General features: G+C 41.7%; 20 protein-coding genes. 10 read left to right on the top strand and 10 right to left on the bottom strand.

Going from position 1 to position 23,188, the window contains the following annotated elements; genetic code table 11:
• Positions 1-98: 98 nt before the first annotated feature.
• The 4 genes from pepC to ruvB all read right to left on the bottom strand — a co-directional run bounded on the left by pepC (position 99) and on the right by ruvB (position 4,097).
• Positions 99-1,433, bottom strand: a complete 1,335-nt coding sequence (gene pepC, locus AB2B50_RS04015; protein ID WP_060955177.1) for an aminopeptidase C — start codon at positions 1,431-1,433, stop codon at positions 99-101.
• 110 nt (positions 1,434-1,543) lie between these two features.
• Entirely contained in the window at positions 1,544-2,266 is a 723-nt protein-coding gene (locus AB2B50_RS04020; protein WP_320692577.1) for a pseudouridine synthase, read from the bottom strand.
• Between the two features lie 279 nt (positions 2,267-2,545).
• Positions 2,546-3,118 (bottom strand): nucleotidyltransferase family protein, encoded by a 573-nt coding sequence (locus AB2B50_RS04025; protein WP_320692578.1) that lies wholly within the window; start codon positions 3,116-3,118, stop codon positions 2,546-2,548.
• Positions 3,099-4,097, bottom strand: a complete 999-nt coding sequence (gene ruvB / locus AB2B50_RS04030; protein ID WP_320692579.1) for a Holliday junction branch migration DNA helicase RuvB — start codon at positions 4,095-4,097, stop codon at positions 3,099-3,101. The genes AB2B50_RS04025 and ruvB overlap by 20 nt, the downstream gene beginning before the upstream one ends.
• A gap of 123 nt (positions 4,098-4,220) precedes the next feature.
• Here ruvB and AB2B50_RS04035 point away from each other — a divergent pair, with 123 nt between their 5' ends.
• Together AB2B50_RS04035 and AB2B50_RS04040 are read left to right on the top strand one after the other, a co-directional pair.
• On the top strand, positions 4,221-4,313 hold the full coding sequence (locus tag AB2B50_RS04035; RefSeq protein ID WP_000970382.1) for a type I toxin-antitoxin system Fst family toxin: 93 nt from the start codon (positions 4,221-4,223) through the stop codon (positions 4,311-4,313).
• A 301-nt stretch (positions 4,314-4,614) separates the two neighbouring features.
• Positions 4,615-4,779 (top strand): site-specific integrase, encoded by a 165-nt coding sequence (locus AB2B50_RS04040; RefSeq protein WP_414168232.1) that lies wholly within the window; start codon positions 4,615-4,617, stop codon positions 4,777-4,779.
• A 272-nt stretch (positions 4,780-5,051) separates the two neighbouring features.
• On the opposite strand, the gene AB2B50_RS04045 is transcribed toward AB2B50_RS04040, so the two are convergent.
• Both AB2B50_RS04045 and AB2B50_RS04050 read right to left on the bottom strand, forming a co-directional pair.
• Positions 5,052-7,463 carry a flavocytochrome c gene (locus tag AB2B50_RS04045; protein ID WP_320692580.1) on the bottom strand — a complete coding sequence of 804 codons (2,412 nt, stop codon included), beginning with the start codon at positions 7,461-7,463 and terminating at the stop codon, positions 5,052-5,054.
• 25 nt (positions 7,464-7,488) lie between these two features.
• Positions 7,489-8,097 (bottom strand): NADPH-dependent FMN reductase, encoded by a 609-nt coding sequence (locus AB2B50_RS04050; protein WP_320692581.1) that lies wholly within the window; start codon positions 8,095-8,097, stop codon positions 7,489-7,491.
• A 222-nt stretch (positions 8,098-8,319) separates the two neighbouring features.
• Between AB2B50_RS04050 and AB2B50_RS04055 the strand changes: the two genes are divergently transcribed.
• Positions 8,320-9,519 carry an L-lactate MFS transporter gene (locus AB2B50_RS04055; protein WP_320692582.1) on the top strand — a complete coding sequence of 400 codons (1,200 nt, stop codon included), beginning with the start codon at positions 8,320-8,322 and terminating at the stop codon, positions 9,517-9,519.
• A gap of 112 nt (positions 9,520-9,631) precedes the next feature.
• On the top strand, positions 9,632-10,510 hold the full coding sequence (locus AB2B50_RS04060; protein ID WP_320692583.1) for an AraC family transcriptional regulator: 879 nt from the start codon (positions 9,632-9,634) through the stop codon (positions 10,508-10,510).
• 497 nt (positions 10,511-11,007) lie between these two features.
• Here the strand turns inward: AB2B50_RS04060 and AB2B50_RS04065 are convergent, their stop codons facing one another.
• The 4 genes from AB2B50_RS04065 to leuS form a co-directional block, all read right to left on the bottom strand.
• A complete protein-coding gene (locus AB2B50_RS04065; protein WP_320692584.1) occupies positions 11,008-11,430 on the bottom strand; it encodes a GNAT family N-acetyltransferase in 423 nt (140 codons plus the stop codon).
• Between the two features lie 11 nt (positions 11,431-11,441).
• Positions 11,442-12,134, bottom strand: coding sequence for a GNAT family N-acetyltransferase (locus tag AB2B50_RS04070; protein ID WP_320692585.1), 693 nt, complete (start codon positions 12,132-12,134; stop codon positions 11,442-11,444).
• Between the two features lie 121 nt (positions 12,135-12,255).
• Entirely contained in the window at positions 12,256-12,669 is a 414-nt protein-coding gene (locus AB2B50_RS04075) for a YjdF family protein (RefSeq protein WP_320692586.1), read from the bottom strand.
• 175 nt (positions 12,670-12,844) lie between these two features.
• A complete protein-coding gene (gene leuS, locus AB2B50_RS04080; RefSeq protein ID WP_320692587.1) occupies positions 12,845-15,346 on the bottom strand; it encodes a leucine--tRNA ligase in 2,502 nt (833 codons plus the stop codon).
• A gap of 239 nt (positions 15,347-15,585) precedes the next feature.
• Here leuS and AB2B50_RS04085 point away from each other — a divergent pair, with 239 nt between their 5' ends.
• From AB2B50_RS04085 to AB2B50_RS04110, 6 genes are all read left to right on the top strand, one after another.
• The gene (locus tag AB2B50_RS04085; protein WP_320692588.1) at positions 15,586-16,602 is read left to right on the top strand and encodes an NAD(P)H-dependent glycerol-3-phosphate dehydrogenase; all 1,017 of its coding nucleotides are present in this window, start codon (positions 15,586-15,588) and stop codon (positions 16,600-16,602) included.
• A gap of 21 nt (positions 16,603-16,623) precedes the next feature.
• A complete protein-coding gene (gene galU / locus AB2B50_RS04090; protein ID WP_320692589.1) occupies positions 16,624-17,523 on the top strand; it encodes a UTP--glucose-1-phosphate uridylyltransferase GalU in 900 nt (299 codons plus the stop codon).
• A gap of 148 nt (positions 17,524-17,671) precedes the next feature.
• Complete coding sequence (gene pbp1b, locus AB2B50_RS04095; protein WP_320692590.1) at positions 17,672-20,200, top strand: penicillin-binding protein PBP1B; 2,529 nt, start codon at positions 17,672-17,674, stop codon at positions 20,198-20,200.
• 101 nt (positions 20,201-20,301) lie between these two features.
• A complete protein-coding gene (locus AB2B50_RS04100; protein WP_320692591.1) occupies positions 20,302-21,234 on the top strand; it encodes a DMT family transporter in 933 nt (310 codons plus the stop codon).
• A 63-nt stretch (positions 21,235-21,297) separates the two neighbouring features.
• Entirely contained in the window at positions 21,298-21,996 is a 699-nt protein-coding gene (gene dapD / locus AB2B50_RS04105; RefSeq protein WP_045762757.1) for a 2,3,4,5-tetrahydropyridine-2,6-dicarboxylate N-acetyltransferase, read from the top strand.
• A 61-nt stretch (positions 21,997-22,057) separates the two neighbouring features.
• On the top strand, positions 22,058-23,188 hold the full coding sequence (locus AB2B50_RS04110) for an N-acetyldiaminopimelate deacetylase (protein ID WP_320692592.1): 1,131 nt from the start codon (positions 22,058-22,060) through the stop codon (positions 23,186-23,188).

The following is a 23,188-nucleotide window of genomic DNA, read 5'->3' on the forward strand; positions in this document are numbered from 1 at the left end:
TATAATGGATGTTGGCCTTTTTGTATACACTAAAATAGGGTTGGTGGAAAATTTCCATCAACCCTAAAAATTATAGAACCATTCTTTTTATATCTCATTTATTCTGCCAAGGCACCCATTGGATCCCATGGTGCAAGGACGATTGGTTCTGCTTCATAGGCAGCTTGTTCTTCTTCTGTTAGTAATTCCTTACGAACAACGATTTGGTAAGTGTATTCATCCATCCAAGCGTCTGAGGCAACAAAGTATCCATCTGTACCGACCTTGTCTCCCCAAGAGTTTTCAACTTTCCACTTGACTGATTTACCGTTTTCGTCCAAATCAACACCTGTCAAGACCATAGCGTGGGTCATTAAGCTTTCGCTGTAGTCCAAACGTCCAGCCTTGTCTTGAGTGAGTTGGATATCCATGCTTGATTCAAAATCATAGACATCTGTCGCAAGGATTCCTGCTTTACGGTTGCTGAGCTGGCCGACATCTGAACCAAACCAAACAGTTTCTCCTGTTTGCATTTGGGCAATCGCCAATTCTTTCAAGCGTTCCATCGGTACGTTAATGTAACGAACTGCACGGCTACCAACGACATTTCCCAACATCTCAACTGTATAAGATTGACCGTAAGGTTTATCAGCAGTTGGAGCATTGATCACAGAAACATAGTCTTCTAATGGAAGAGCGACATATTTCTTGTAAAACTCTTGTGGAGTAATGCCTTTTTCGCTTTGGTAGTTATTATCTTTATCACGATAAGCAAAGTCAAACTGACGTGGTGGGAGACCTAGTGACATGGCAAGGAAGTTAAAGATTTCTTGCAAGAGGTCTTCTTTCTTAGCCTGAACAGTCGTTTGATCCGCACCTGAAGCTAATAGGTCACGCAAGATTTGAGCATCTTGACGAAGCAATTTGTTAAGGATTGCATTGAGCTCACGACTGCTGCTAGATGAAACAGACTCTGGATAAACAGACTTAGGAACGACACCATATTTCTCAAAGAGAGCCACAACCATATCCCATTGACCACCATCTTGTTGTGGAGTTTGGAGTAGGAAGCTAACCTTGCGGCTTGTCAATTCTTGGTCTGCAGTCGCAATGACTTGCTCCAAGAACCAGTTTGATTTTTCATACTTGTCCCAGAAGAAGGTGTGGGCTTGTGACAATTCAAAGTTTTCAAGTTTGTATTGAGTGATGAGTTTGTGACGGAAGGTATTGAGGGCCGCAAACATCCAGCAACGACCAGATGCTTTCTGGTTAGTAACCTTGTCCTTTGTCAAATCAAGTGAGAAAACAGGTGTGTTGTCTACATGGCTTTGACGACGCTCAAGGGCTGCAAAGATTCCATTGTGGCTAGCAGCATTTTCGATAGCTTGGTATTTGACATTTGCTTCATAGTTGGCAAATAATTTATCTGTAAATGATTCTTGAATCGCGTTCATAAAATCCTCCTTTTATTCTACAGTCTATTATAACTCTTTTCACAAAGGAAGCAACCAAAAACTGAAAAAGCCAAGGATATTTTCCTCACCTTTTTCAACGATTACACAGTTTACCTAACACTTTCGAGCAAGCCTTCTAATTCCTCTTTGGTCAAGCGACGCCATTCCCCACGCTTTAGATTTTCATCTAAGGTCAAAGTTCCCATGGTCAAACGTTTCAAGTTCACCACTTCCTTGCCACAGTAGGCAACCATGCGTTTAACCTGATGGAATTTCCCTTCTGCAATAGTCACACGGATTTGGCTTTGATTCTTTTCTGGATCTATGGACACAAGCTCCAGTCTAGCAGGCTGACAGGTAAAGTCCTTGAGCGGAATGCCCTTGGCAAATGTCTCAATGTCTTCATCCGTCATGATTCCATCGACTTGCGCCAGATAAGTCTTATCCACATGGCGTTTTGGTGAAAGAAGAGCATGAGCCAACTGGCCATCATTGGTCAAGAGCAAGAGTCCATGCGTATCGATATCCAAACGCCCTACTGGGAAAACTTCCTTTGAACGAGCTAAGTCATCCAACAAATCCAAAACAGTCTTATGTTTAGGATCTTCAGTTGCTGAAATAACACCCTGGGGCTTGTTCATCATATAGTAAACAAACTCCTCGTAGTCTAGCTTTTGCCCGTCAAAACAAATCTCGTCTGTCTCTTCATTGATTTGTAGCTTGGCAGATTTTTCCTTTTTACCATTGACCGTCACGCGCCCAGCCTTTAGAAAGTTTTTAACCTCTGTCCGACTTCCTACGGCGCAGGCAACCAAATATTTATCTAATCTCATAGCACTATTATACCATGAACAAGCATAGATTTATACTCTTCGAAAATCTCTTCAAATCACGTCAGCTTCCATTTATAACCTCAAAACAGTGTTTTGAGCAACCTACGGCTAGCTTCCTAGTTTGCTTTTTGATTTTCCTTGAGTATTAGAACAAAAAATAAGCCGCCTGATTGGGCGACTTTATTTTATAGGGAGATTATTATGAAAAATTTTTAGGAGTTAAAGTTAAGTTCTTCTTAACTTATGAGATAAGTATACAACTCCTAACTTAAAGTTTCCTTAAGTTATTTTAAATATGAGATTTTTCCATTTTTCTTGCCAGTTTTTCTTAGATAAACGCTGTTGATAGAGCTTCATCCGGTCTTCATTTTCTAAGAAATGAGGAGTCGGACAGACTTGAAAATTCAAAATATCCTCCAAACCATAAGGGGCAAAGAGCTCTAAAGTTGCGTCAACATTCAAGCGAAGACCTATCGCCGTACAACGTTCAGGATATTTACTCATGGCATCACAGGAATTCACATAGGGAGGCGTATGGGGACTATGCTGATGCATATATACTTGATTCTTCAGCTCCCATTGATACTGGGGAAAATCCTCTCTCAACTTACTTTCTATAGCCAGCGTTTCTTCGTAACTCACGTCTGGGTCAAAGAAAATCACATCCACATCCGTTTCACAGTCAAAGGCTGGCTTGTCTGATAAGAGATTCCAGATAAAATTTCGAACCGAACCAGCTGCTAACCAGGAATCTTTCAACTCCAAATCACGGATGATAGTCAGAATAGCCATCATGTCAGGATTTTCTCTGAAAGAGTCTAAAATTTCAGCCTTATTTTTCAATGTATTCATACCCCAAATGCTCATAAGCCTTGGCCGTCGCCACCCGTCCTGAACGAGTTCGCATGATAAAGCCTTTCTGGATCAGGTAAGGTTCATACATATCCTCTACCGTCTCACGCTCTTCCGCAATATTAACCGAAAGAGTACCTAGACCGACAGGACCACCACCGTACATCTCAATCATGGTGCGAAGGATTTTCTGGTCCACATAGTCCAAGCCTTCATGGTCTACATCCAGCATAGTCAAGGCCTTGTCCGTAATCACATCGTCAATCAAGCCATCGCCCATAATCTGTGCAAAGTCGCGCACGCGCTTGAGGAGACGATTGGCAATACGAGGAGTTCCACGGCTACGTAAAGCTAATTCCGAAGCAGCTTTATGTGTAATTTCCATCTCAAAGATATCTGCCGTCCGCTCGACAATCTCTGTCAAGTCATCATGGGCATAATACTCCATGTGACCAGTAATCCCAAAACGCGCACGAAGTGGATTTGACAGCATTCCTGCTCGTGTCGTCGCACCAATTAAGGTAAAAGGTGGTAATTCTAGATGGACACTGCGACTACCTTCCCCCGCACCAATCATGATATCGATGTAGAAGTCTTCCATAGCACTGTAAAGCACCTCTTCCACCGACATGGGCAAGCGATGAATCTCATCAATAAAGAGCACATCGCCTGGCTCTAAGTCATTCAAAATCGCTACCAGATCACCGGCTTTTTCGATAACAGGACCTGACGTTTGTTTGAGATTGACTCCCAGTTCATTGGCAATGACAAAAGCCATAGTTGTTTTCCCGAGACCTGGAGGGCCAAACAAAAGAACATGGTCCAGCGCCTCATCACGCATTTTTGCTGCTTCGATAAAGATTTGAAGCTGATCTTTGACCTTGTCCTGACCGATATATTCACGTAAATATTGGGGACGAAGGGTACGTTCTACCAACTCCTCATCACCCAGGATTTCATTATCTAAAATTCTACTCATGTTTCTATTATAGCAAAAATCCCGCCTACAAACAAAAAAGCCACCGAATTGGGTGACTCCCGACTTTAGCACTGATGTTGTACGGCACTGCTACACCGCCTACGAAAGGAGATGAAATAGTCCATGATGGAACTAGTACTCAAAACTATCATCGGACCAATTGTGGTCGGTGTCGTTCTTCGCTTAGTCGATAAATGGCTAAACAAGGATAAATAGTGTCAAAAAAGACCCCTAGCTTATTTGGACGTGAGCTTGGGGTCTTTTCTAGCCTATAATATAGAGAACTAGTACTCAACTCCTTTTTATTATCCCATAGTTCACAAATTTTTTCAAAGTTTTACTCCCTTGTCCATTCGCTTGCTTAATAGCCCCTATCCAATAAGACTTTCACGATCAAGCTAAAGTTATAACTTATATCAACTTCAATAACAAAGAGACACTCGTCAACCTAAGTAAGTCAAACAGAAATTAAAATCTAACAAACGAAGCGACAATACCACATGTCTCACCTCGTACTATGCGCCACTTCTTCACAACTCAAATCATCATTGCAGGAAGCCCAATTGAACAATTAAGCCAGGCGCTAACTTATACAAATATTTATATGGCAGATCGTTATAATCAGATTGAGGATGAACTCGCTGAAGCGACGACAGACCAATTTCTTAGTCATATTCGCTAAAAAAATCCCCGCCAAAATCTCAAAAAGTCCCCGCCAATTCCCCGACCAAAATCCGAAAAATACCAAAAAATATCGAAAAATTATTTTTAGAATAGTCCCAAAAAGCCTGAAATAGAGCCAAAAAACTCCACCAGTTCCGGTGGAGTTAAGGGAGATTATTATGAAAAAGAAAAGTTTAGGAATTTTTATTAAATAAAGTTAGGAGGTCTTTACTTAATAACTATATGATACAGGACAAGACTTAAAGTTAGCTTAAGATTTTAAATCCATTACTAACAATTTTCTTGAACAGCTGTTTGACCTGCAATACGTCCAAAAGTAAAGATGTCCGTAAGCGAATTTCCTCCTAGACGGTTACCTGCATGGAGTCCTCCTGCGACTTCTCCAGCAGCATACAAACCAGGGATAATCTGACCTTTTTCATTTAAAACATGTGTTGAAGTATCGATCTTGAGTCCACCCATTGTATGGTGAACAGCTGGTTTTCTTGGTGTTGCATAAAATGGTGCGACCTCACACTTGAGATCAAAACTACCTTTATTAAATTCAGGGTCAAATCCTGCATCAACATAGGAGTTGTACTTCTTGATTGTATCTGATAAGACTTGTGGATCAATACCAATCTGAACTGCCAATTCTTCTATCGTATCTGCACGATAGAGAGTTCCTGCTTTGACTTGAGCATCGATTTTTTCTTGGCTAGTGTTATAGGCTGTTGCCTTGATGCGGTCATCTGCAATCAAGTAGAACAAGCCCCCATTGTCAATCGCTGCTTGAGATAACTTATCTCGGCTACCGTACTCATCCACAAATCGCTTCCCTTCAGTATTAACCATGATGAAGTTAGCTGGAGGAACTTGAAGTCCTGAGAAGAGGGCCCCTGTCACTGGATCGGATACTGGCATCATTTGGCTAAAGCCCATACCTACTAGATCTGCACCTACACTTTGACCCAAGACGATTCCATCCCCTGTTACGGCTGGTGTATTAGATGTGGCGATATCATCCGCAATTTCAGTCCAGTAGGTATTGTATTTTTGTAACATCTTGGTATTGGCACCAAATCCTCCAGAAGCTAGAACAACGGCATCTGCATGAACGATGATTGTTTGACCGTTTCGACCTTCTGCTCTGACACCCTTGACGGCTCCTTCTTCTACAAGCAATTCTTTAACTGGGGAGTCAGTCAAAATTGTGCCTCCATTCTCTAGAACATATTTTTGTAAAACCGAGATAAAGGCATAACCCAGTGGCTGAACTGGCTTATGACCACGACGCCAAAGAGCTCCAACTGGCATTGTTACTTCGTTACGTACGAATTCAACACCGATGTCTTCTAACCAGCGAACAGACTCTAGGGCACGTTCGGTTAATACAGAAACCAAATCATATTGGCCATAAATTTCATGTCCTTGTAAATCTTTTCGTTTCCCACCGATATAGGTTTGGATACGATAAAGTAAGGTAGAATCAAACAAATAGCTTGGGTCCTGCAAATACTGTTCAACCTCAGTTTTCAAGGCTCTAAAGTCCTCTAAATATTCTGGGGCAATCGTTGATTCATCTGTTGCAATCAATTCTTGAAGAGTATTTGCCTCACCTGGATGAGCTGCGAAGGTTCCTTGCCATGCTGGGTCTGGTGCATTCATTGGACCACCTGCACGAACAGTATTTCCTCCAATTGCTGGGAATTTCTCCACGACAATTGGCTTCTTACCAGCTTGTAAGACTGCTGCAGCTGCAGCTAAACCAGCTCCTCCACCTCCGACAATGACCACGTCTGCCTGATAAGTTTTATCTTCTTTATCCAAGGCGGATGGAGCTTTGGAACGTTTGCGTAAAACATCTGGATTTGCACCCGCTTGTTTGACCGCACGCGCAACCCCATCTAAGACACCATTTGAAGTCACAGAAGCTCCTGAGACCGCATCAACATTTAAGGTTTGCCCTTCAATGATTTCTGCTGGAATACGAGTGAAGACAACATCTGCGATTCCTGAAGATTCTCCAGAAGAATCGATTTCAATTTTTTCAATACGGTCTTCAGAAACTGTGACATCCATTGGTAATTTACCATTATGTCCTTCAGTTGTAACGTGATAAGTTCCTGGCTCAAAGCGAATTTCTTCAGGAAGATTTAGTTGGTTTGCAACGGACACAAAGCGAAGGAAACGATAGAAACAGCTATCTAAGAAATCGACGGTTCGCTCATCAACCAAATCCCCATTTGCGTCAAATGCTCGATGAGCTCGACCAAGTAAAAATTCACTTCCTGGCATAACTGCTGCGTTTACCCCAGGTGCATCAAGAATCTGACGAAGATGAAGCTGGGCACGCGAAGAACCTTGAACATCATAGGACGCTCCGACAATCATGGTTGGCTTCCCATCTAGTGGATGAATGTTAAAAGACAACCACTCGAGCAAACTATTTAAACTTGATGGAATTGTATGATTGTGCTCAGGTGTCGAAATAATCACACCGTCTGCTTCCGAAATCGCTTGGTTAAACTTCTGAATAACAGGTGTATCTGTTTGATCATCGGTTTCATTGAACATCGGTACATCGGTAATTTCTAAAATCTCAATATCCGCTTTGGTTGCAAAATGTCTTTGCATAAATTGCAACAAACTACGGTTATAAGATTGTTTGGCATTGGTACCAACAATAGCTACTAATTTCATGGATTGTTCTCCTTTCTTTAAATGCTTATGCTTTCAACCATTCTTCCCAGATGAAAGATTTCTTACGGTTTGTATCTTCTGGTCTAACTAAGGCTTGTGTTAGTTCAACAAAATTCTGGAACTCTGCAAAATGTTCTTCCAACTCAGCGACTTTTTCAGGATTGTTCAAATGATAGTCATCATCCAACACTTGTTCAGAATGGCCTAGGAAAAATTCTGTCCCTGGCATGACTCTTGCTTTCAGTTCAGGCGCATCAAGAATCTGGCGCAAGTGCGCTTGAGCCCTAGATGTTCCAAGCAACCCAAGTGAAGCTCCGACAATCATCGTAGGTTTATTAATCAAAGCGCGACTAGTATAGGCAATCCATTCCAAGGCTGAAGCCAAAGGTGCTGGTATAGTATGGTCATACTCAGGCGTTGAGATAATCACACCATCTGCAGCAAGGATTTTTTCCGAAAAAGCTTGAACTTCGGTTGGTGCTAACTTGTCCTCAGGTTCGTTAAATGCTGGCAATTGTTTGATTTCTAACACCTCAATGTCGGCTTTATCTGAAAAATGCTTTTGCATAAATTTCAAGAGTTTCCGATTGGTTGAGCGGTCAGAGTTTGTTCCAACGATAGCAACTAATTTCATCTTGCTACCTCCCTTATTTGTTTGATTTAATATCATTATACAACTTTGGTCTATCTTGTAAATCAACAATCCTAAAACATTGTGTTATTCTATCAGTTTATCTTAGTTTAGTATAAGTTAGTGAAAAAATTAACAATATTTCACGAGAAAGTATTGACCCTCATTTTTAACTATGTTATAGTCTTTGTGAAAATATGTATTAAGTTAAAGGAGGGTCTTCTTATGAAAGAGACATTCAATCGTTGGCAAGTTTTAGCTGCATCAACTGCTATTCTCCTCTGTACAGGTGCTGTCTATTCCTTCTCCGTTTTTGCTGGACCTCTCAGTTCCTCAACAGGTTGGTCTATGTCCGAAATCATGCTTGCATTTGCAATCAACTCAGCTATCGGACCTATCCCCATGATTTTCGGAGGTTATCTGGTAGATAAGGGATATGTAAAATGGACAATCGCCCTTGGCGCCCTTCTATTTGCTAGCGGTTTTTTCCTAACTGGTTATGCTAGTTCACCAGCCATGCTCTATCTTACCTATGGTTTGATGGCCGGTCTCGGTCAAGGATTTGCCTATTCAGGAGCCCTCTCAAATTCTCTTCGCCTCTTCCCTGACAAACGTGGTCTAGCTTCTGGGATTCTAACAGGAGGTATGGGATTTGCCGCAGTTATCGCGTCACCAGTTGCAAGCAGTCTCATTCAAAAACAAGATGCCTTCTTTGCATTTCGAACCATTGGACTAGTCTATATTGTTGTTATTATCGCTGCAATTTTCTTCATCAAGGCAGCCCCAAGCGGCTACCAACCAGCAGGTTGGAAAGCTCCCGTACAAACTAAACAAAGACCTGCTAATAAAAACTGGAAAGAAATGCTACAAAGTCCGCTATTTTACATTATTATCAGCATGTTCTTTGTTGGTGCTTTCTCTGGTTTGATGATTGCCTCTCAAGCATCCCCAATTGGTCAATCCATGTTTGGACTCTCTGCGGGAACAGCAGCACTCTATGTCTCTCTTTATTCAATCGCGAACTCAAGTGGGCGCTTTATCTGGGGATCCCTCTCTGATAAAATTGGGCGTTCTCAGACTCTATTGATTATCTATTCAGTCATCGTTTTGGCACTCTTCTCCCTAACAATCGTCCCTGGACAATTTGGCTTTACGCTAGGAATCATCGGTCTTGGCATCTGCTTCGGTGGTGTTATGGGAGTATTCCCATCTATTGTCATGGAGAACTACGGACCTGCAAATCAGGGTGTCAACTACGGTATCGTCTTCACAGGATATTCTTTAGCTGCATTTTTTGCACCTAAGGTTGCGGTTCAAATGGCAACAGCCAACAATGGAAATTACAGCGCCGCATTCTACGTCGCTATCGCTTTAGCAGTTGTCGGACTTCTCCTAAACTTCCTTTATATGAAGAAGAAAGGTTAGAGAAAGACGTTCTCGCCAAATACTCATTGCTAGTCTAAAGCAGGTCGGGATTTTTTGTCCCGACCTTTTTTGGTATAATTAAACTAGAAATAGCTTATCAGGAGGTTTTATCATGGCTCAGCAATCAAGACTTTTACGAGATAACCCATCTGGTTTCCCCTATGATTTTGAAAAGCAAATTCTATCTAAGCAATCTGCTGATACAATTTATCATTGGCATCCCGAACTCGAGATTATCTATGTAAAAAAAGGAACTGCTACCTTGTATATCAATTCTGAGCGCTTTGAAAGTCATGAAGGTGATATTTTTCTGATTCAGCCAACATCTCTTCATGCTATCTACTCTATTGAAAATCAAGAACAAATTTCTACAGTTTTTCGTATCCATCTAGATTTCTTAGGTAGAAGTCAAATTGACAGCTTTAGCCAGCGTTATATCCAACCTCTGTACTCTGGCCATTTTTATCTCACCCCTCGGGTTTCAGCGAATGACCATGCTTACGAACAGATTCGCGGTTGTCTTTTTACTATCTTTTCTATCCTTGAAGAACAGAGTATTTATTACGATCTCCTATTAAAATCTAAACTCTACGAATTTCTCTATCTTCTCTTTAAATACAGGTATGTCAATCGGCACTATACAGATGATACCTATCAAAAATACCAGAAATTAAAAGAAATGATAGGTTATCTTGAGCAACACTATGCAGACCCCATTCAAATTGATCAGCTTGCTGCAACATTTGGATACAGCAAAAATCACTTTATGAATATTTTCAAACAACACACCGGGACAAGCTGTATGGACTATCTCATACGATTGCGCCTGGAAAAAGCTTGTGAAAAGCTCGTTCAGACCAATCAAAGTGTTCAAGAAATAGCAAGTCAGGTCGGTTTTACCAACCTCTCAAACTTCAATCGACAATTCAAACAACACTTCCAACTAACTCCTAGACAATATCGAAACCAACAACTCAAAAAAGAATCTTAATCATATCTCTCCTTAGTAACTCACTAGGGAGAATTTTTTTCAAATAAAAAGCCACCAAATTGGGTGACTTCATTAGGAGATTATGATGAAAAAAGTTTTAGGATTTCCATTAAATAAAGGTTACTCAATGAAAATCGAAAGCAGACTAAGCAGAGCGACGTAAGCATAACTATAGTAAGGTAAGTCGACTCTAACGAAGTATGGTGAGATTTTCGAAGAGTATTAGGAGGTCTTTACTTAATGATTACATGATACGCAAGCAGACTTAAAGTTAGCTTAAGATTTTCTAGTTTTTTAAATTTTGTTCAAGAATAATAAACACTAAATAAAAATTGCTAAAAGTAAACAAGAAAAAGCCACCGAATTTGGTGGCTTCTTTAGGGAGATTATTATGAAAAAGAAAAGTTTAGGATTTTTTATTAAATAAAGTTAGGAGGTCTTTACTTAATAACTACATGATACAAGAGAAGACTTAAAATTAACTTAAGATAAAAGAATTATTGTAATTTTTTTCTATCCATCCAAATCATTCCTGTACAATCATAAGTAGATAGGGTTTCAAACCCCAGAGAACGATAGAATCCCAAGGTTTTTTCTGTCTGTTCGGTGGCTAGTTGGACTTGATAGGCATTTTTGTAATCCCCTAAAGCCTCTTTCATCAAGTCACTGCCAATCCCTTGGCGCTGATAAGTAGGCAAAACGATCAAATCCTGGACAAAAACGGATGAAAAACCGTCTCCAACCAGACGCACTAAACCAACGATTTCCTCACCATCACGCGCTAGATAAATGGCCAATGAATGAAACAAAGATTTCTCCAGCATCTGTGGCTGATTGGTATAGTTTGTCCAACCAACTGCCTGATAGAGATGCAAAACATCCTCTAGCTTGACAATTTCTTGCTTTTTAATAGTAATCATCTCAACACCTCTTAAAGCTCTCTCAAGCTCTTGTACTGCCGTCCATTTTTATCAAAGTTTTTAGGAGCCAACCATGTTTCCAAACGAGCTTTGACTTTGGGCCAGTCCTTATCAATCATAGACAGCCAATCTGTATCCCTCGTACGCCCCTTATAAATGACTGCCTGACGGAAGGTTCCTTCATAGAAAAAAACCAAACGTTCTGCCGCTCGTCTTGATGGCAAATTTAGAGCATCGCATTTCCACTCGTAGCGACGATAGTTAAGTTCCTCAAATACATAACGAGCTAGCAAATAGTGAGCCTCTGTTCCCATCCTTGTCTGTTTGAGAGCCGGAGAAAAGGTCACCGCGCCAACTTCAATGGTGCGATTGGCTTGGTCAATACGCATGAGAGAAAAAGTCCCCAACGCCTTTCCAGTCACTTTATCGATAATCGTATAATAGAAGCGATCTTTGCGCTCAATCATCTTCTTTAAAGCGACGATTAATTCTTCAAGATTTTCTACTGGTGGTTGAAAAAGATAGGTCCACATCTCACGAGGGCTATCTGGGCCATAAACAGCTAACAAATCTTTCGCATGCTTTTCCACCGATAGAGCTTCTATAATCGTATATCGCCCGTCTATCCGTACAAGTGAAGGCAAAACTCCAGGTGTATCATCTACAGGTTCACCAATCATCTGACCGTATTCATTTACTGGCATAGCTTTCTCCTTGTCTCACACTTATAAGTTTAAAGATGTGAATAGTATATCACATCTCACACATAATATTCAAAAAATCCTCCAGTTTATGGAGGATTGATCAAATATGGAAACGAGTGAGTTAATGCCCCTTGTGCTTCTCTCTACGTTTTTGCTGTTTGCGTTCGAATTTCTCTTGTTTGAGCAATTGATTTTGGACACTAGATTGATGTTTTGAAATCTTTTTCCTTTCCTCATACTGCAACTGCAATAGTTCTTTCGACTTGGAAGAAACTTTCTGCTTTACTTGTTTCTTCATAGCTCGCTGTAATCGTTTAGGATTCTTGATTTTTACATGTTGCTTAACTGTAGCTTCTGGACTAAAAGATAATTGAGGAAACTGAGTCTGTAAAATCTTCAGAATTTCATCATCTTTTGGCTCCTGACCAAATGTCACACGACAAACTTGATAAGATTCTCGATACGCTTGTTCGAACAAACCATGCCAAAATCCATCTTCAAAATAAACTGTCAATCCAATTGAAATTGTTTCCACGACAGCACCTCCTTAAATCTATCCCTAAGAATGGACAACCAAGGAGGAAGGTTACTGATAGGCTTGCCTACGTCTGGACTACCAACCAGAACTGTGTTTTTATCTTAGTTGGAACTATTATAGCATATAGCAATACAAAAATCCTCCAGAACTTAGCTCTGAAGGACTTTTAAATTTATTTCGTTACGATATTTACAAGCTTGTTAGGTACACTAATCACTTTCACGATTTCTTTGCCATCGATCTCTGCTTTGACTTTTTCGTTAGCAAGAGCTACTCCTTGCAACTCTTCGCGTGAAAGGTCTTTGGCTACCATGAGTTTAGCACGGACTTTACCTTTGATTTGGACGACGATTTCGACTTCGTCTTCAACCAATTTGCTTTCATCCCATGTTGGCCAAGCTACATAAGAGATTGACTCACCTGTTGCTGCGACTGTTTGCCAGAGTTCTTCTGCCAAGTGAGGTGCAAATGGGGCTATCAATTGGATAAAGCCTTTGGCGTAGTCCACATAGAGTTTGTCTTCCTTGTTAGCAGCGTTGACAAAGACCATGAGTTGGGCAATGGCTGTGTTGAACTTCATAGACTCGATTTGCTCAGTGACAGATTTAACCGTTTCGTTATAAACCTTATCAAGAGCACCATTGTTTTCCGCAACGATTTCCTTACTTGTGATTAAACGGTAAACACGGTCGAGGAACTTACGGCTTCCTTCTAGACCTTCTTCTGACCAAGCAATCGAAGCATCAAGCGGTCCCATAAACATTTCATAAACACGCAGAGTATCAGCACCGTATTGTTCCACCACATCATCTGGGTTAACCACGTTCTTGAGGGATTTAGACATCTTGGCTGGCGCTTGCTCCAACTCTTCTCCTGTTTCTACATGGAAGAAAGATCCGTCACGTTTTTCAACCTTGTCGGTTGCCACAAGAGCACCACGGTGGTCACGGTAACTTGTGCCCAAAATCATTCCTTGGTTAAAGAGTTTTTGGAATGGTTCTTTGGTTGGAACAACACCGATATCATAGAGGAATTTATGCCAGAAACGAGCGTAGAGTAAGTGAAGAACGGCGTGTTCTGCACCACCCACGTAGATATCTACTGGTAGCCATTGTTTGAGGAAGTCCTCATCAGCCAATTTCTCTGTGTTGTGTGGGTCGATATAGCGAAGGTAGTACCAGCTTGAACCTGCCCATTGTGGCATGGTGTTGGTTTCACGACGACCTTTGACGCCATCTTCACGAGTCACTTCCAGCCAGTCTGTCAAGTTAGCCAATGGGCTTTCACCAGTACCTGAAGGGCGGATGTCTTTGGTTACCGGCAAGACAAGTGGCAATTCACTTTCAGGAACAGCTGTTGAAGTCCCATCTTCCCAATGAATGATTGGGATTGGTTCACCCCAGTAACGTTGACGGCTAAAAAGCCAGTCGCGGAGACGGTAAGTTACCTTCTCTTGACCACAGCCTTTTTCTTCCAACCAAGCCACAATCTTGGCAATAGCATCTTCTTTGTTGAGACCGTTCAAGAAGTCAGAGTTGACGTGAAGGCCATCTTCTGTGTAAGCAGCTTCTGCTACGTTGCCACCTTCCAGCACTTCTACGATTGGTAGGTCAAATTGTTTAGCAAATTCCCAGTCACGTTGGTCGTGGGCTGGTACGGCCATAACGGCACCTGTACCGTAGCTAGCAAGAACGTAGTCTGCAATCCAGATTGGAATTTCTTTACCGTTGACAGGGTTGATTGCATAAGCACCAGTCCAAACCCCTGTTTTTTCCTTGGCAAGGTCTGTACGAGCCAAGTCTGATTTGAGGCTGGCTTGGTGTTTGTAGTCCGCTACAGCCTTAGCTTGTTCAGGTGTTGTGATAGCATCTACCAAGTCATGCTCAGGCGCCAAAACAGTGAAGGTTGCTCCGAAAAGGGTATCTGGACGTGTCGTAAAGACGGTGAATTCCTTATCAGTCCCTTTCACTTTGAAAGTGACATTGGCACCAGTTGATTTCCCAATCCAGTTGCGTTGCATGTCCTTGATAGACTCTGGCCAGTCAAGCTCATCCAAATCAGTCAGCAAACGTTCCGCATAGGCCGTGATTTTAAGCATCCATTGGCGCATTGGTTTGCGGACAACTGGATAGCCACCACGCTCAGATGTCCCATCTGGAAGAACTTCTTCGTTGGCGATGGCTGTTCCCAATTCTTCCACCCAGTTTACTGGCACTTCCGCTTCATAGGCCAAGCCTTTTTCGTAAAGCTTGGTGAAAATCCATTGCGTCCACTTGTAGTAGTTTGGATCTGTAGTGTTAACTTCACGGTCCCAGTCGTAAGAGAATCCAAGCGCATTGATTTGGCGTTTGAAGTTGGCAATGTTTTCCGCTGTGAATTCCGCTGGGTCATTCCCTGTATCCATAGCATATTGCTCTGCAGGCAAACCAAAGGCATCCCATCCCATTGGGTGAAGGACGTTGTAGCCTTGCGCACGTTTAAAACGGCTAAGGATATCAGTCGCTGTGTAGCCTTCTGGGTGTCCTACGTGCAGACCCGCTCCAGATGGGTAAGGGAACATGTCAAGCGCATAAAACTTAGGTTTTGAAGCATCTGTTCCTGTCTTAAAAGTGTGATTGTCAGCCCAGTATTTTTGCCACTTAGGCTCGATTTCTTTATGATTGTAAAAACTCATATCGTCTCTCCAATTTTCGTGATGTTCCTATTATACCATTTTTAAAGGAAATATTGTTTCTCTTTTCGAGATTTTATTGTTTTGACCTATGAACACCCTATTCTTCTACTGTCATTTTTTCAATTTCTTTCTCAGATACATAAATAGTCTGACAAAAATTTCTTAATGAATTCTATAGATGCAAGATAAGGCTTTTTATGGTAGAATATAGGAAAGTGCTTTCTCAGAAGGAGGGGAAAATGAACAAACAAACCATCGCTGTTTTAGGGCCTGGTTCTTGGGGTACTGCTCTGTCACAAGTTTTAAATGACAATGGACACGAAGTGCGTATCTGGGGAAATATTCCTGACCAAATTGACGAAATCAATACACAACATACCAACAAACGCTATTTTAAGGATACTGTATTAGACGATAAGATTGTTGCCTACCATGATTTAGCAGAAGTCTTGAAGGGCGTTGACGCTGTCTTGTTCGTAGTTCCAACTAAGGTGACAAGATTGGTAGCTCAACAGGTAGCTACTGTTTTGGACCATAAAGTGGTTATTATGCATGCTTCAAAAGGTCTCGAGCCCAATAGCCACAAACGCCTTTCAACCATTCTAGAAGAAGAAATCCCTGAAGAGTTGCGTAGTGAAATTGTGGTTGTATCTGGTCCTAGCCATGCGGAAGAAACGATTGTACGCGACATCACCTTGATTACGGCTGCCTCTAAAAATTTACAAACTGCTCAATATGTTCAAAAACTCTTTAGCAACCACTACTTCCGCCTTTATACCAATACGGATGTTATCGGAGTGGAAACAGCTGGTGCTCTTAAAAATATCATCGCTGTTGGTGCAGGTGCCCTTCATGGACTTGGATTTGGTGATAATGCAAAAGCTGCCATTATCACGCGAGGTCTGGCAGAAATTACTCGTCTGGGGGTTAAACTTGGAGCAAATCCATTAACTTACAGTGGTCTTTCTGGAGTTGGGGATTTAATCGTTACCGGAACTTCTGTCCACTCACGTAACTGGCGTGCTGGAGATGCTCTTGGGCGCGGCGAAGCCTTGTCAGATATCGAAGCAAATATGGGGATGGTCATTGAAGGAATTTCAACAACAAAAGCTGCTTACGAATTAGCACAAGAACTGGGAGTTTATATGCCTATTACCCAAGCCATTTACCAAGTCATTTATGAAAATGTTAATATTAAGGATGCCGTTTCTGAACTCATGAGCAATGAGTTCAAGGCAGAGAACGAGTGGTCTTAGTCACCATTAGAAAGGAAGCTCATGAAGCAAAAAGTTAGAAAAGCCGTTATCCCTGCTGCGGGACTTGGAACTCGTTTCCTACCTGCAACTAAAGCTTTGGCCAAAGAAATGTTGCCAATCGTGGATAAACCAACCATCCAGTTCATCGTCGAAGAAGCTCTTAAGTCTGGAATTGAGGACATTCTTGTGGTAACAGGAAAGTCAAAACGTTCTATCGAAGATCACTTTGACTCAAACTTTGAACTAGAATATAACCTCAAGGAAAAAGGAAAAACCGACCTTTTGAAACTAGTTGACGAAACAACTGGCATGCGCCTTCACTTCATCCGTCAAACACACCCACGTGGACTTGGAGATGCCGTCTTACAAGCCAAAGCTTTCGTCGGGAATGAACCCTTTGTGGTTATGCTTGGAGATGACCTCATGGATATCACAGATGACAAGGCTGTTCCACTGACCAAGCAACTCATGAACGATTATGAGAAGACTCATGCTTCTACTATCGCCGTCATGCCTGTCCCACATGAAGAAGTTTCTTCATACGGAGTCATCGCTCCTCAAGGCGAAGGAAAAGATGGACTTTACAGCGTTGAAACCTTCGTTGAAAAACCAGCACCTGAAGACGCACCAAGTGATCTAGCCATTATTGGCCGTTATCTCCTCACACCAGAGATTTTCGGTATTCTTGAAAATCAAAAACCTGGTGCGGGAAATGAAATCCAGCTAACAGATGCTATCGATACACTCAACAAAACTCAACGAGTATTTGCTCGTGAGTTTAAAGGTGCACGTTACGATGTCGGAGATAAGTTTGGATTCATGAAGACTTCCATCGAATACGCTCTTAAACATCCACAAGTCAAAGACCACTTGAAGGACTACTTGATTGATCTAGGAAAAGAACTTTCAGGAGAAAAATAAACAATTTGTCAAACAGTCAGATTTAGCTTAAATCTGGCTTTTTTAATGTCTAAATTTCGAACTCCAATCCCTATCCAAAGCCCTGTTCTAAGCCTAATTTCTTGCAATAATTGCTTTTATGGTATAATAATAAAGAGTGAGGAATTCTATGAACAAACATGTAACAAGAATCAAACAAAAAGGACTGGCCTTACTTCGGCCTCTAAAATTAACAGCTTCTAAAATGAATGCAAAGAAAAAGAGTGGAAAAAACTCTAAGCAGAAAAAGAAAACTCAAACACCATTCGATATTTGGACTCTATTGACCAATATCTTACTTGGTATAAAGGCAACTTTTAACACACTTTTCATCCTAGCTTTTATTGGCGGTCTCCTTGGAACAGGAGTTGCCTTGGGTTATGCTGTTTCTCTCTTTGACCAGGTTAGTGTCCCTCAAACAGAAGATTTGATCAAGCAGGTCAATAATATTTCATCCATCTCTGAAATTCGCTATGCAGATGGTTCCATGATTAGCGCTATCGAAAGCGATCTACTTCGCACATCTGTGTCATCAGATGCCATTTCAGATAATCTCAAGCAAGCTATCGTTGCAACCGAGGATGAACACTTTGCAGAGCACAAAGGTGTCGTTCCTAAAGCGGTTATTCGCGCCAGTCTAGGAAAATTCATCGGACTTGGTTCTTCCAGTGGAGGATCTACCCTAACACAACAGCTCATCAAACAACAAGTAGTTGGGGATGCTCCTACACTTGCTCGTAAAGCCAGTGAAATCGTGGATGCCTTGGCCTTAGAAAGAGCCATGAGCAAGGACGAAATCCTAACAACCTATCTCAATGTTGCTCCTTTTGGTCGTAACAATAAAGGTCAAAATATCGCAGGTGCTCAACAAGCTGCCAAAGGGATTTTTGGGGTGGATGCAAGCAAACTAACCATTCCCCAAGCGGCTTTCCTAGCAGGTTTACCACAAAGCCCTATTTCCTACTCACCTTATGAATCTACTGGTGAGATGAAAAGCGAAGAAGATATTAAACTCGGTATTAAGCGCTCAAAAGATGTGCTCTACAATATGTATCGAACAGGAGTCCTCAGCCAGGAAGACTATGAAACCTACAAGGCTTATGACATTAAGCAAGATTTCTTGCCAGCAGAAAATGCTAGCGTTACCTCTAAAGGCTTCCTCTACTTCACTGCACTCGATGAGGCTACCAAGATTATGTATGATTATCTGGTGCAAAAGGACAATGTTTCTGACCAAGAACTACAGAACGAATCTATTCGAAAATCTTATCAAGAATTGGCTGAAAAAGAAATCCAAAACGGTGGTTACCGAATTACAACTACCATCGATAAAACGATTCATACTGCTATGCAAAATGCCGTAACAAACTACGGATACCTTCTAAATGATAGCTCGGGTCAACCTGAAGTCGGGAATGTCTTGATGGACAATCAAACTGGGGCGATTTTAGGTTTTGTAGGTGGACGAGATTATCAGGCCAATCAAAACAACCACGCCTTCGATACCAAACGTTCCCCTGCCTCCACTACCAAGCCACTCTTGGCCTACGGTATTGCTATCGACCAAGGGCTTATGGGAAGTGCTAGCATCCTCTCTAACTATCCAACAAACTTCTCTAACGGAACTCCGATCATGCATGTCAACAGTCCTGGAACAGCCATGATAGACCTTAAAGAAGCTCTCAACTATTCTTGGAACATTCCAGCTTACTGGACCTACAGAATGCTCCGTGAAAAAGGGGTTGATGTCCGTTCTTATATGGAAAAAATGGGCTATGAAATCCCAGAATATGGCATTGAAAGTCTTCCAATGGGAGGAGGAATTGAAGTTACTGTAGCCCAGCACACCAATGGCTACCAAACGCTAGCTAACAATGGTACCTATCATAAGAAATACATGATCTCAAAAATTGAGAAAACGAGTGGTGAGGTTCTCTATGAACATCAGGCTAAACCCATCCAAGTTTACTCTAAAGCTACTGCAACCATTATGCAGAGTTTGCTAAGAGATGTGCTTTCATCTCGAGTCACTACAAGCTTCCAAACGGATCTGACTTCTATCAATTCCAGTCTAGCAGGTGCTGACTGGATCGGAAAAACTGGTACAACCAATGAAGAAGGGGATATGTGGCTAATGGTCTCTACTCCAAGATTAACCCTTGGAGGTTGGGTTGGACATGATGATAACAGCCCTCTAGCCCAGGGAGCTTACTACCGCAATGCAAAATATATGGCTCATCTGGTAAATGCCATCCAGCAAGCAGCTCCTTCTGCTTGGGGTTCAGAACGTTTCAAACTCGATTCAAGTGTCACTTCATCACAAGTCCTCAAATCAACTGGTCAAAAGCCAGGAAAGGTGACTATCAATGGGAAAGAAATTAATCTAAGCGGAGAAACGGTGACTAGCTACTGGGCTAACCAAGCTGGCGCGCCGACTACCACTTATAAATTTGCTATTGGTGGAAGTGATTCTGACTACCAAAATGCTTGGAACACCATTTTAGGAAGTCTGCCAAAATTATCTTCTTCCTCATCAAACAATAACAGTAACAATAATAACAATAATAGTAATAATAATCGTAATAATACTTCTAATAGTAACGGGAACAATAATAGTAGCTCTAGTTCCAATAACAGAAGTAGCAATCAACGGCGCTAACTAAACAGTACAATCATTGAGAGTGGGAAAGAAAATTTCTGAAAGAAATGATTTTTCTCAACTCTCTTTTTTCTTTCTTCCTTTCATGGTACAATAGCAACATGAATAAATATCAAAAGAATATTTTTAAGGGAACCATTTATTCTCTCCTTTCTGGCTTGATCTGGGGGATCTGCGGAATTTTAGGAGAGTACTTTTTTTCACATTATCAAGTATCTTCAGGGTGGATTACTTCTATGCGTCTACTCGTCGCTGGTAGTTTCGTAATCGTCTTATCTAGCCTTAAACTCCGGTCCCAGCTCTTCGAGATCTGGAGAAATCGAAACAATTACCTTCCTTTTCTGGCCTATGCTATCTTAGGGATCTTCTCCGTTCAGTATTTCTTCTATCTCTGTGTGGAGTACTCCAACGCTACAACGGCAACCATCCTACAATTTATCAGTCCTGTCTTTATCCTCTTTTACAATCGCATCATCTACAAGAAAAAAGCTTCTAAAAGTGCTATTTTTTATGTCTTGGTCACTATGGTTGGGGTCTTTTTGATGGCTACCAAAGGAGATCTATCCAAATTATCAATTACACCACTTGCTTTACTGACAGGACTTCTCAGTGCACTAGGTGTCATGTTCAATGTCATCTTACCCCAACGCTTTGCTAAAAAATACGGTTTTGTGCCTACTGTTGGCTGGGGAATGATTATCGCTGGGATTTTTAGTAATTTTCTCTATCCTGTTTATAAGATTAGCTTCCAGGTTGATGCCATCAGTATCTGTATTTGTTTGACTATTGCCTTTTTGGGAACAGCCTTTGCTTTCTTCCTATCGATGAAGGCTGTCTCGCTCGTTTCTCCCTTGGTGGTGTCAGTCGTTAGTGCAAGCGAACCTTTATCATCTGCTATTCTAAGCGTTCTCTTTCTAGGTTTAGTCTTGGATGGGTATCTGCTACTGGCTATGATTTTGATTATAATCCCAATGATCTTTCTATCCATTGAAGAATCAAAAAACAAAATGAAAGAATCTTCTTTTAACACTTAAGGCTTCAAAATTGAAGCCTTTTTTGGTAGAATAGTAAGCATTACAAAGAGTGAGGAGACACCTATGACTGCTACAAAAATGAATGCACAAGAAATTATCCAATTTATCGCAAATGCTGAGAAAAAAACAAGTGTAAAAGTGACCTTTGAAGGACAACTTGCCGGAGCTATCCCTGCCTCTGTTATCAAGCTTGGGAATGTTCTCTTTGGAGACTGGAAAGATATCGCTCCACTTCTTGAAGGACTAACAGAAAACAAGGACTATGTTGTTGAACAAGACGCTCGCAACTCCGCTGTACCTCTCCTTGATAAACGTGATATCAATGCTCGTATCGAGCCAGGCGCTATCATCCGTGACCAGGTTGAGATTGGCGACAACGCTGTTATCATGATGGGGGCTGTTATCAATATCGGTGCTGAAATCGGTGCTGGTACTATGATTGATATGGGCGCTATTCTAGGTGGACGTGCTATTGTCGGTAAAAATAGTCACGTGGGTGCGGGAGCTGTTCTTGCAGGTGTTATCGAACCAGCTAGTGCAGAGCCTGTCCGTGTCGGTGACAATGTTCTCATCGGTGCTAACGCTGTGGTTATCGAAGGTGTTCAAATCGGTAGCGGATCTGTTGTTGCAGCAGGTGCCATCGTTACTCAAGATGTTCCAGAAAATGTTGTGGTAGCTGGTGTTCCAGCTCGTGTTATCAAAGAAATCGATAGCCAAACCCAACAAAAAACAGCTCTAGAAGATGCGCTTCGCACCTTGTAATTAGTAACAGAGGCTGAAATATTTCCAGCCTCTTTATCGTATCAATAGAAGGAAATTAACTATGTTAGATTTGATTCAAACTCGACGCGATCTTCACCAAATTCCCGAGATTGGTTTAGAAGAATTCAAGACTCACGCTTATTTACTCAATGTCATTGAGAAATTAACAGCTGGTAAGGATTTTGTTCAGATTCGTACTTGGCGAACAGGTATTTTAGTTTACTTGCAAGGAAGTCAGCCAGAACGTACCATTGGTTGGCGGACAGACATTGATGGACTCCCAATCGTTGAACAAACAGGCCTTCCTTTTGCCTCTCAACATCCAGACCGCATGCATGCTTGTGGGCACGACTTTCACATGACCATTGCCCTTGGAAGTCTCGAACGCGCCTTAGAAAACCAACCCAAAAACAATCTCCTCTTTCTCTTTCAACCTGCGGAAGAAAATGAGGCAGGCGGTATGCTCATGTATGAAGATGATGCTTTTGGCGACTGGTTGCCTGACCAATTCTATGGGCTTCATGTTCGTCCAGACCTAAAGGTTGGTCAGATTGCGACCAATACCCATACACTCTTTGCAGGAACTTGCGAAGTCAAGATTCGTTTCAAGGGTAAAGGTGGTCACGCTGCATTTCCACATCAAGCAAACGATGCTCTGGTTGCAGCTAGCTATTTTGTGACCCAAGTCCAGTCGGTTGTCAGCCGTAATGTCGATCCTATCGAGGGAGCTGTCGTCACTTTCGGTGTTTTTCAAGCTGGTACAACCAATAATGTCATCGCTGATACAGCCTTCTTACATGGAACGATTCGAGCTCTTACACACAGCATGAGCCTCTTGGTGCAAAAACGTGTCAAAGCTATCGCTGAAGGGGTCGCAGCTGCTTTTGATATGGATGTGGAAGTTGAACTCAAACAGGGAGGTTACCTACCAGTCGAAAACAACCCTGAATTAGCCCAGGAATTGATGACCTTCTTTGATGAAAAAGAGGGAATTGAACTAATCGACATCGAACCTGCCATGACAGGAGAAGACTTTGGTTATCTTCTCTCCAAGGTTCCTGGTGTCATGTTCTGGCTTGGAATTGATAGTCCCTATGCTCTTCACCATCCACAGATGAGTCCTAAGGAAGAAGCTCTGGCAATTGGAGTCGAGGCTGTATCAAGCTTTTTAGCAAAGAAAGCTGCGGAGTAA

The organism is Streptococcus fermentans, assembly GCF_040888305.1.
GTDB lineage: Bacteria > Bacillota > Bacilli > Lactobacillales > Streptococcaceae > Streptococcus > Streptococcus fermentans.

Coding starts and splice junctions, on each gene's coding strand:
- AB2B50_RS04020 (WP_320692577.1), bottom strand. CDS start 2,266: ATGAGATTAGATAAATATTTGGTTGCCTGCGCCGTAGGAAGTCGGACA.
- AB2B50_RS04070 (WP_320692585.1), bottom strand. CDS start 12,134: ATGCCAGTAAATGAATACGGTCAGATGATTGGTGAACCTGTAGATGAT.
- AB2B50_RS04050 (WP_320692581.1), bottom strand. CDS start 8,097: ATGAAATTAGTTGCTATCGTTGGAACAAACTCTGACCGCTCAACCAAT.
- AB2B50_RS04100 (WP_320692591.1), top strand. CDS start 20,302: ATGAATAAATATCAAAAGAATATTTTTAAGGGAACCATTTATTCTCTC.
- galU (WP_320692589.1), top strand. CDS start 16,624: ATGAAGCAAAAAGTTAGAAAAGCCGTTATCCCTGCTGCGGGACTTGGA.
- AB2B50_RS04045 (WP_320692580.1), bottom strand. CDS start 7,463: ATGAAATTAGTAGCTATTGTTGGTACCAATGCCAAACAATCTTATAAC.
- pepC (WP_060955177.1), bottom strand. CDS start 1,433: ATGAACGCGATTCAAGAATCATTTACAGATAAATTATTTGCCAACTAT.
- dapD (WP_045762757.1), top strand. CDS start 21,298: ATGACTGCTACAAAAATGAATGCACAAGAAATTATCCAATTTATCGCA.
- AB2B50_RS04040 (WP_414168232.1), top strand. CDS start 4,615: ATGCGCCACTTCTTCACAACTCAAATCATCATTGCAGGAAGCCCAATT.
- AB2B50_RS04110 (WP_320692592.1), top strand. CDS start 22,058: ATGTTAGATTTGATTCAAACTCGACGCGATCTTCACCAAATTCCCGAG.
- leuS (WP_320692587.1), bottom strand. CDS start 15,346: ATGAGTTTTTACAATCATAAAGAAATCGAGCCTAAGTGGCAAAAATAC.
- AB2B50_RS04065 (WP_320692584.1), bottom strand. CDS start 11,430: ATGATTACTATTAAAAAGCAAGAAATTGTCAAGCTAGAGGATGTTTTG.
- ruvB (WP_320692579.1), bottom strand. CDS start 4,097: ATGAGTAGAATTTTAGATAATGAAATCCTGGGTGATGAGGAGTTGGTA.
- AB2B50_RS04055 (WP_320692582.1), top strand. CDS start 8,320: ATGAAAGAGACATTCAATCGTTGGCAAGTTTTAGCTGCATCAACTGCT.
- AB2B50_RS04060 (WP_320692583.1), top strand. CDS start 9,632: ATGGCTCAGCAATCAAGACTTTTACGAGATAACCCATCTGGTTTCCCC.
- AB2B50_RS04035 (WP_000970382.1), top strand. CDS start 4,221: ATGATGGAACTAGTACTCAAAACTATCATCGGACCAATTGTGGTCGGT.
- AB2B50_RS04085 (WP_320692588.1), top strand. CDS start 15,586: ATGAACAAACAAACCATCGCTGTTTTAGGGCCTGGTTCTTGGGGTACT.
- pbp1b (WP_320692590.1), top strand. CDS start 17,672: ATGAACAAACATGTAACAAGAATCAAACAAAAAGGACTGGCCTTACTT.
- AB2B50_RS04025 (WP_320692578.1), bottom strand. CDS start 3,118: ATGAATACATTGAAAAATAAGGCTGAAATTTTAGACTCTTTCAGAGAA.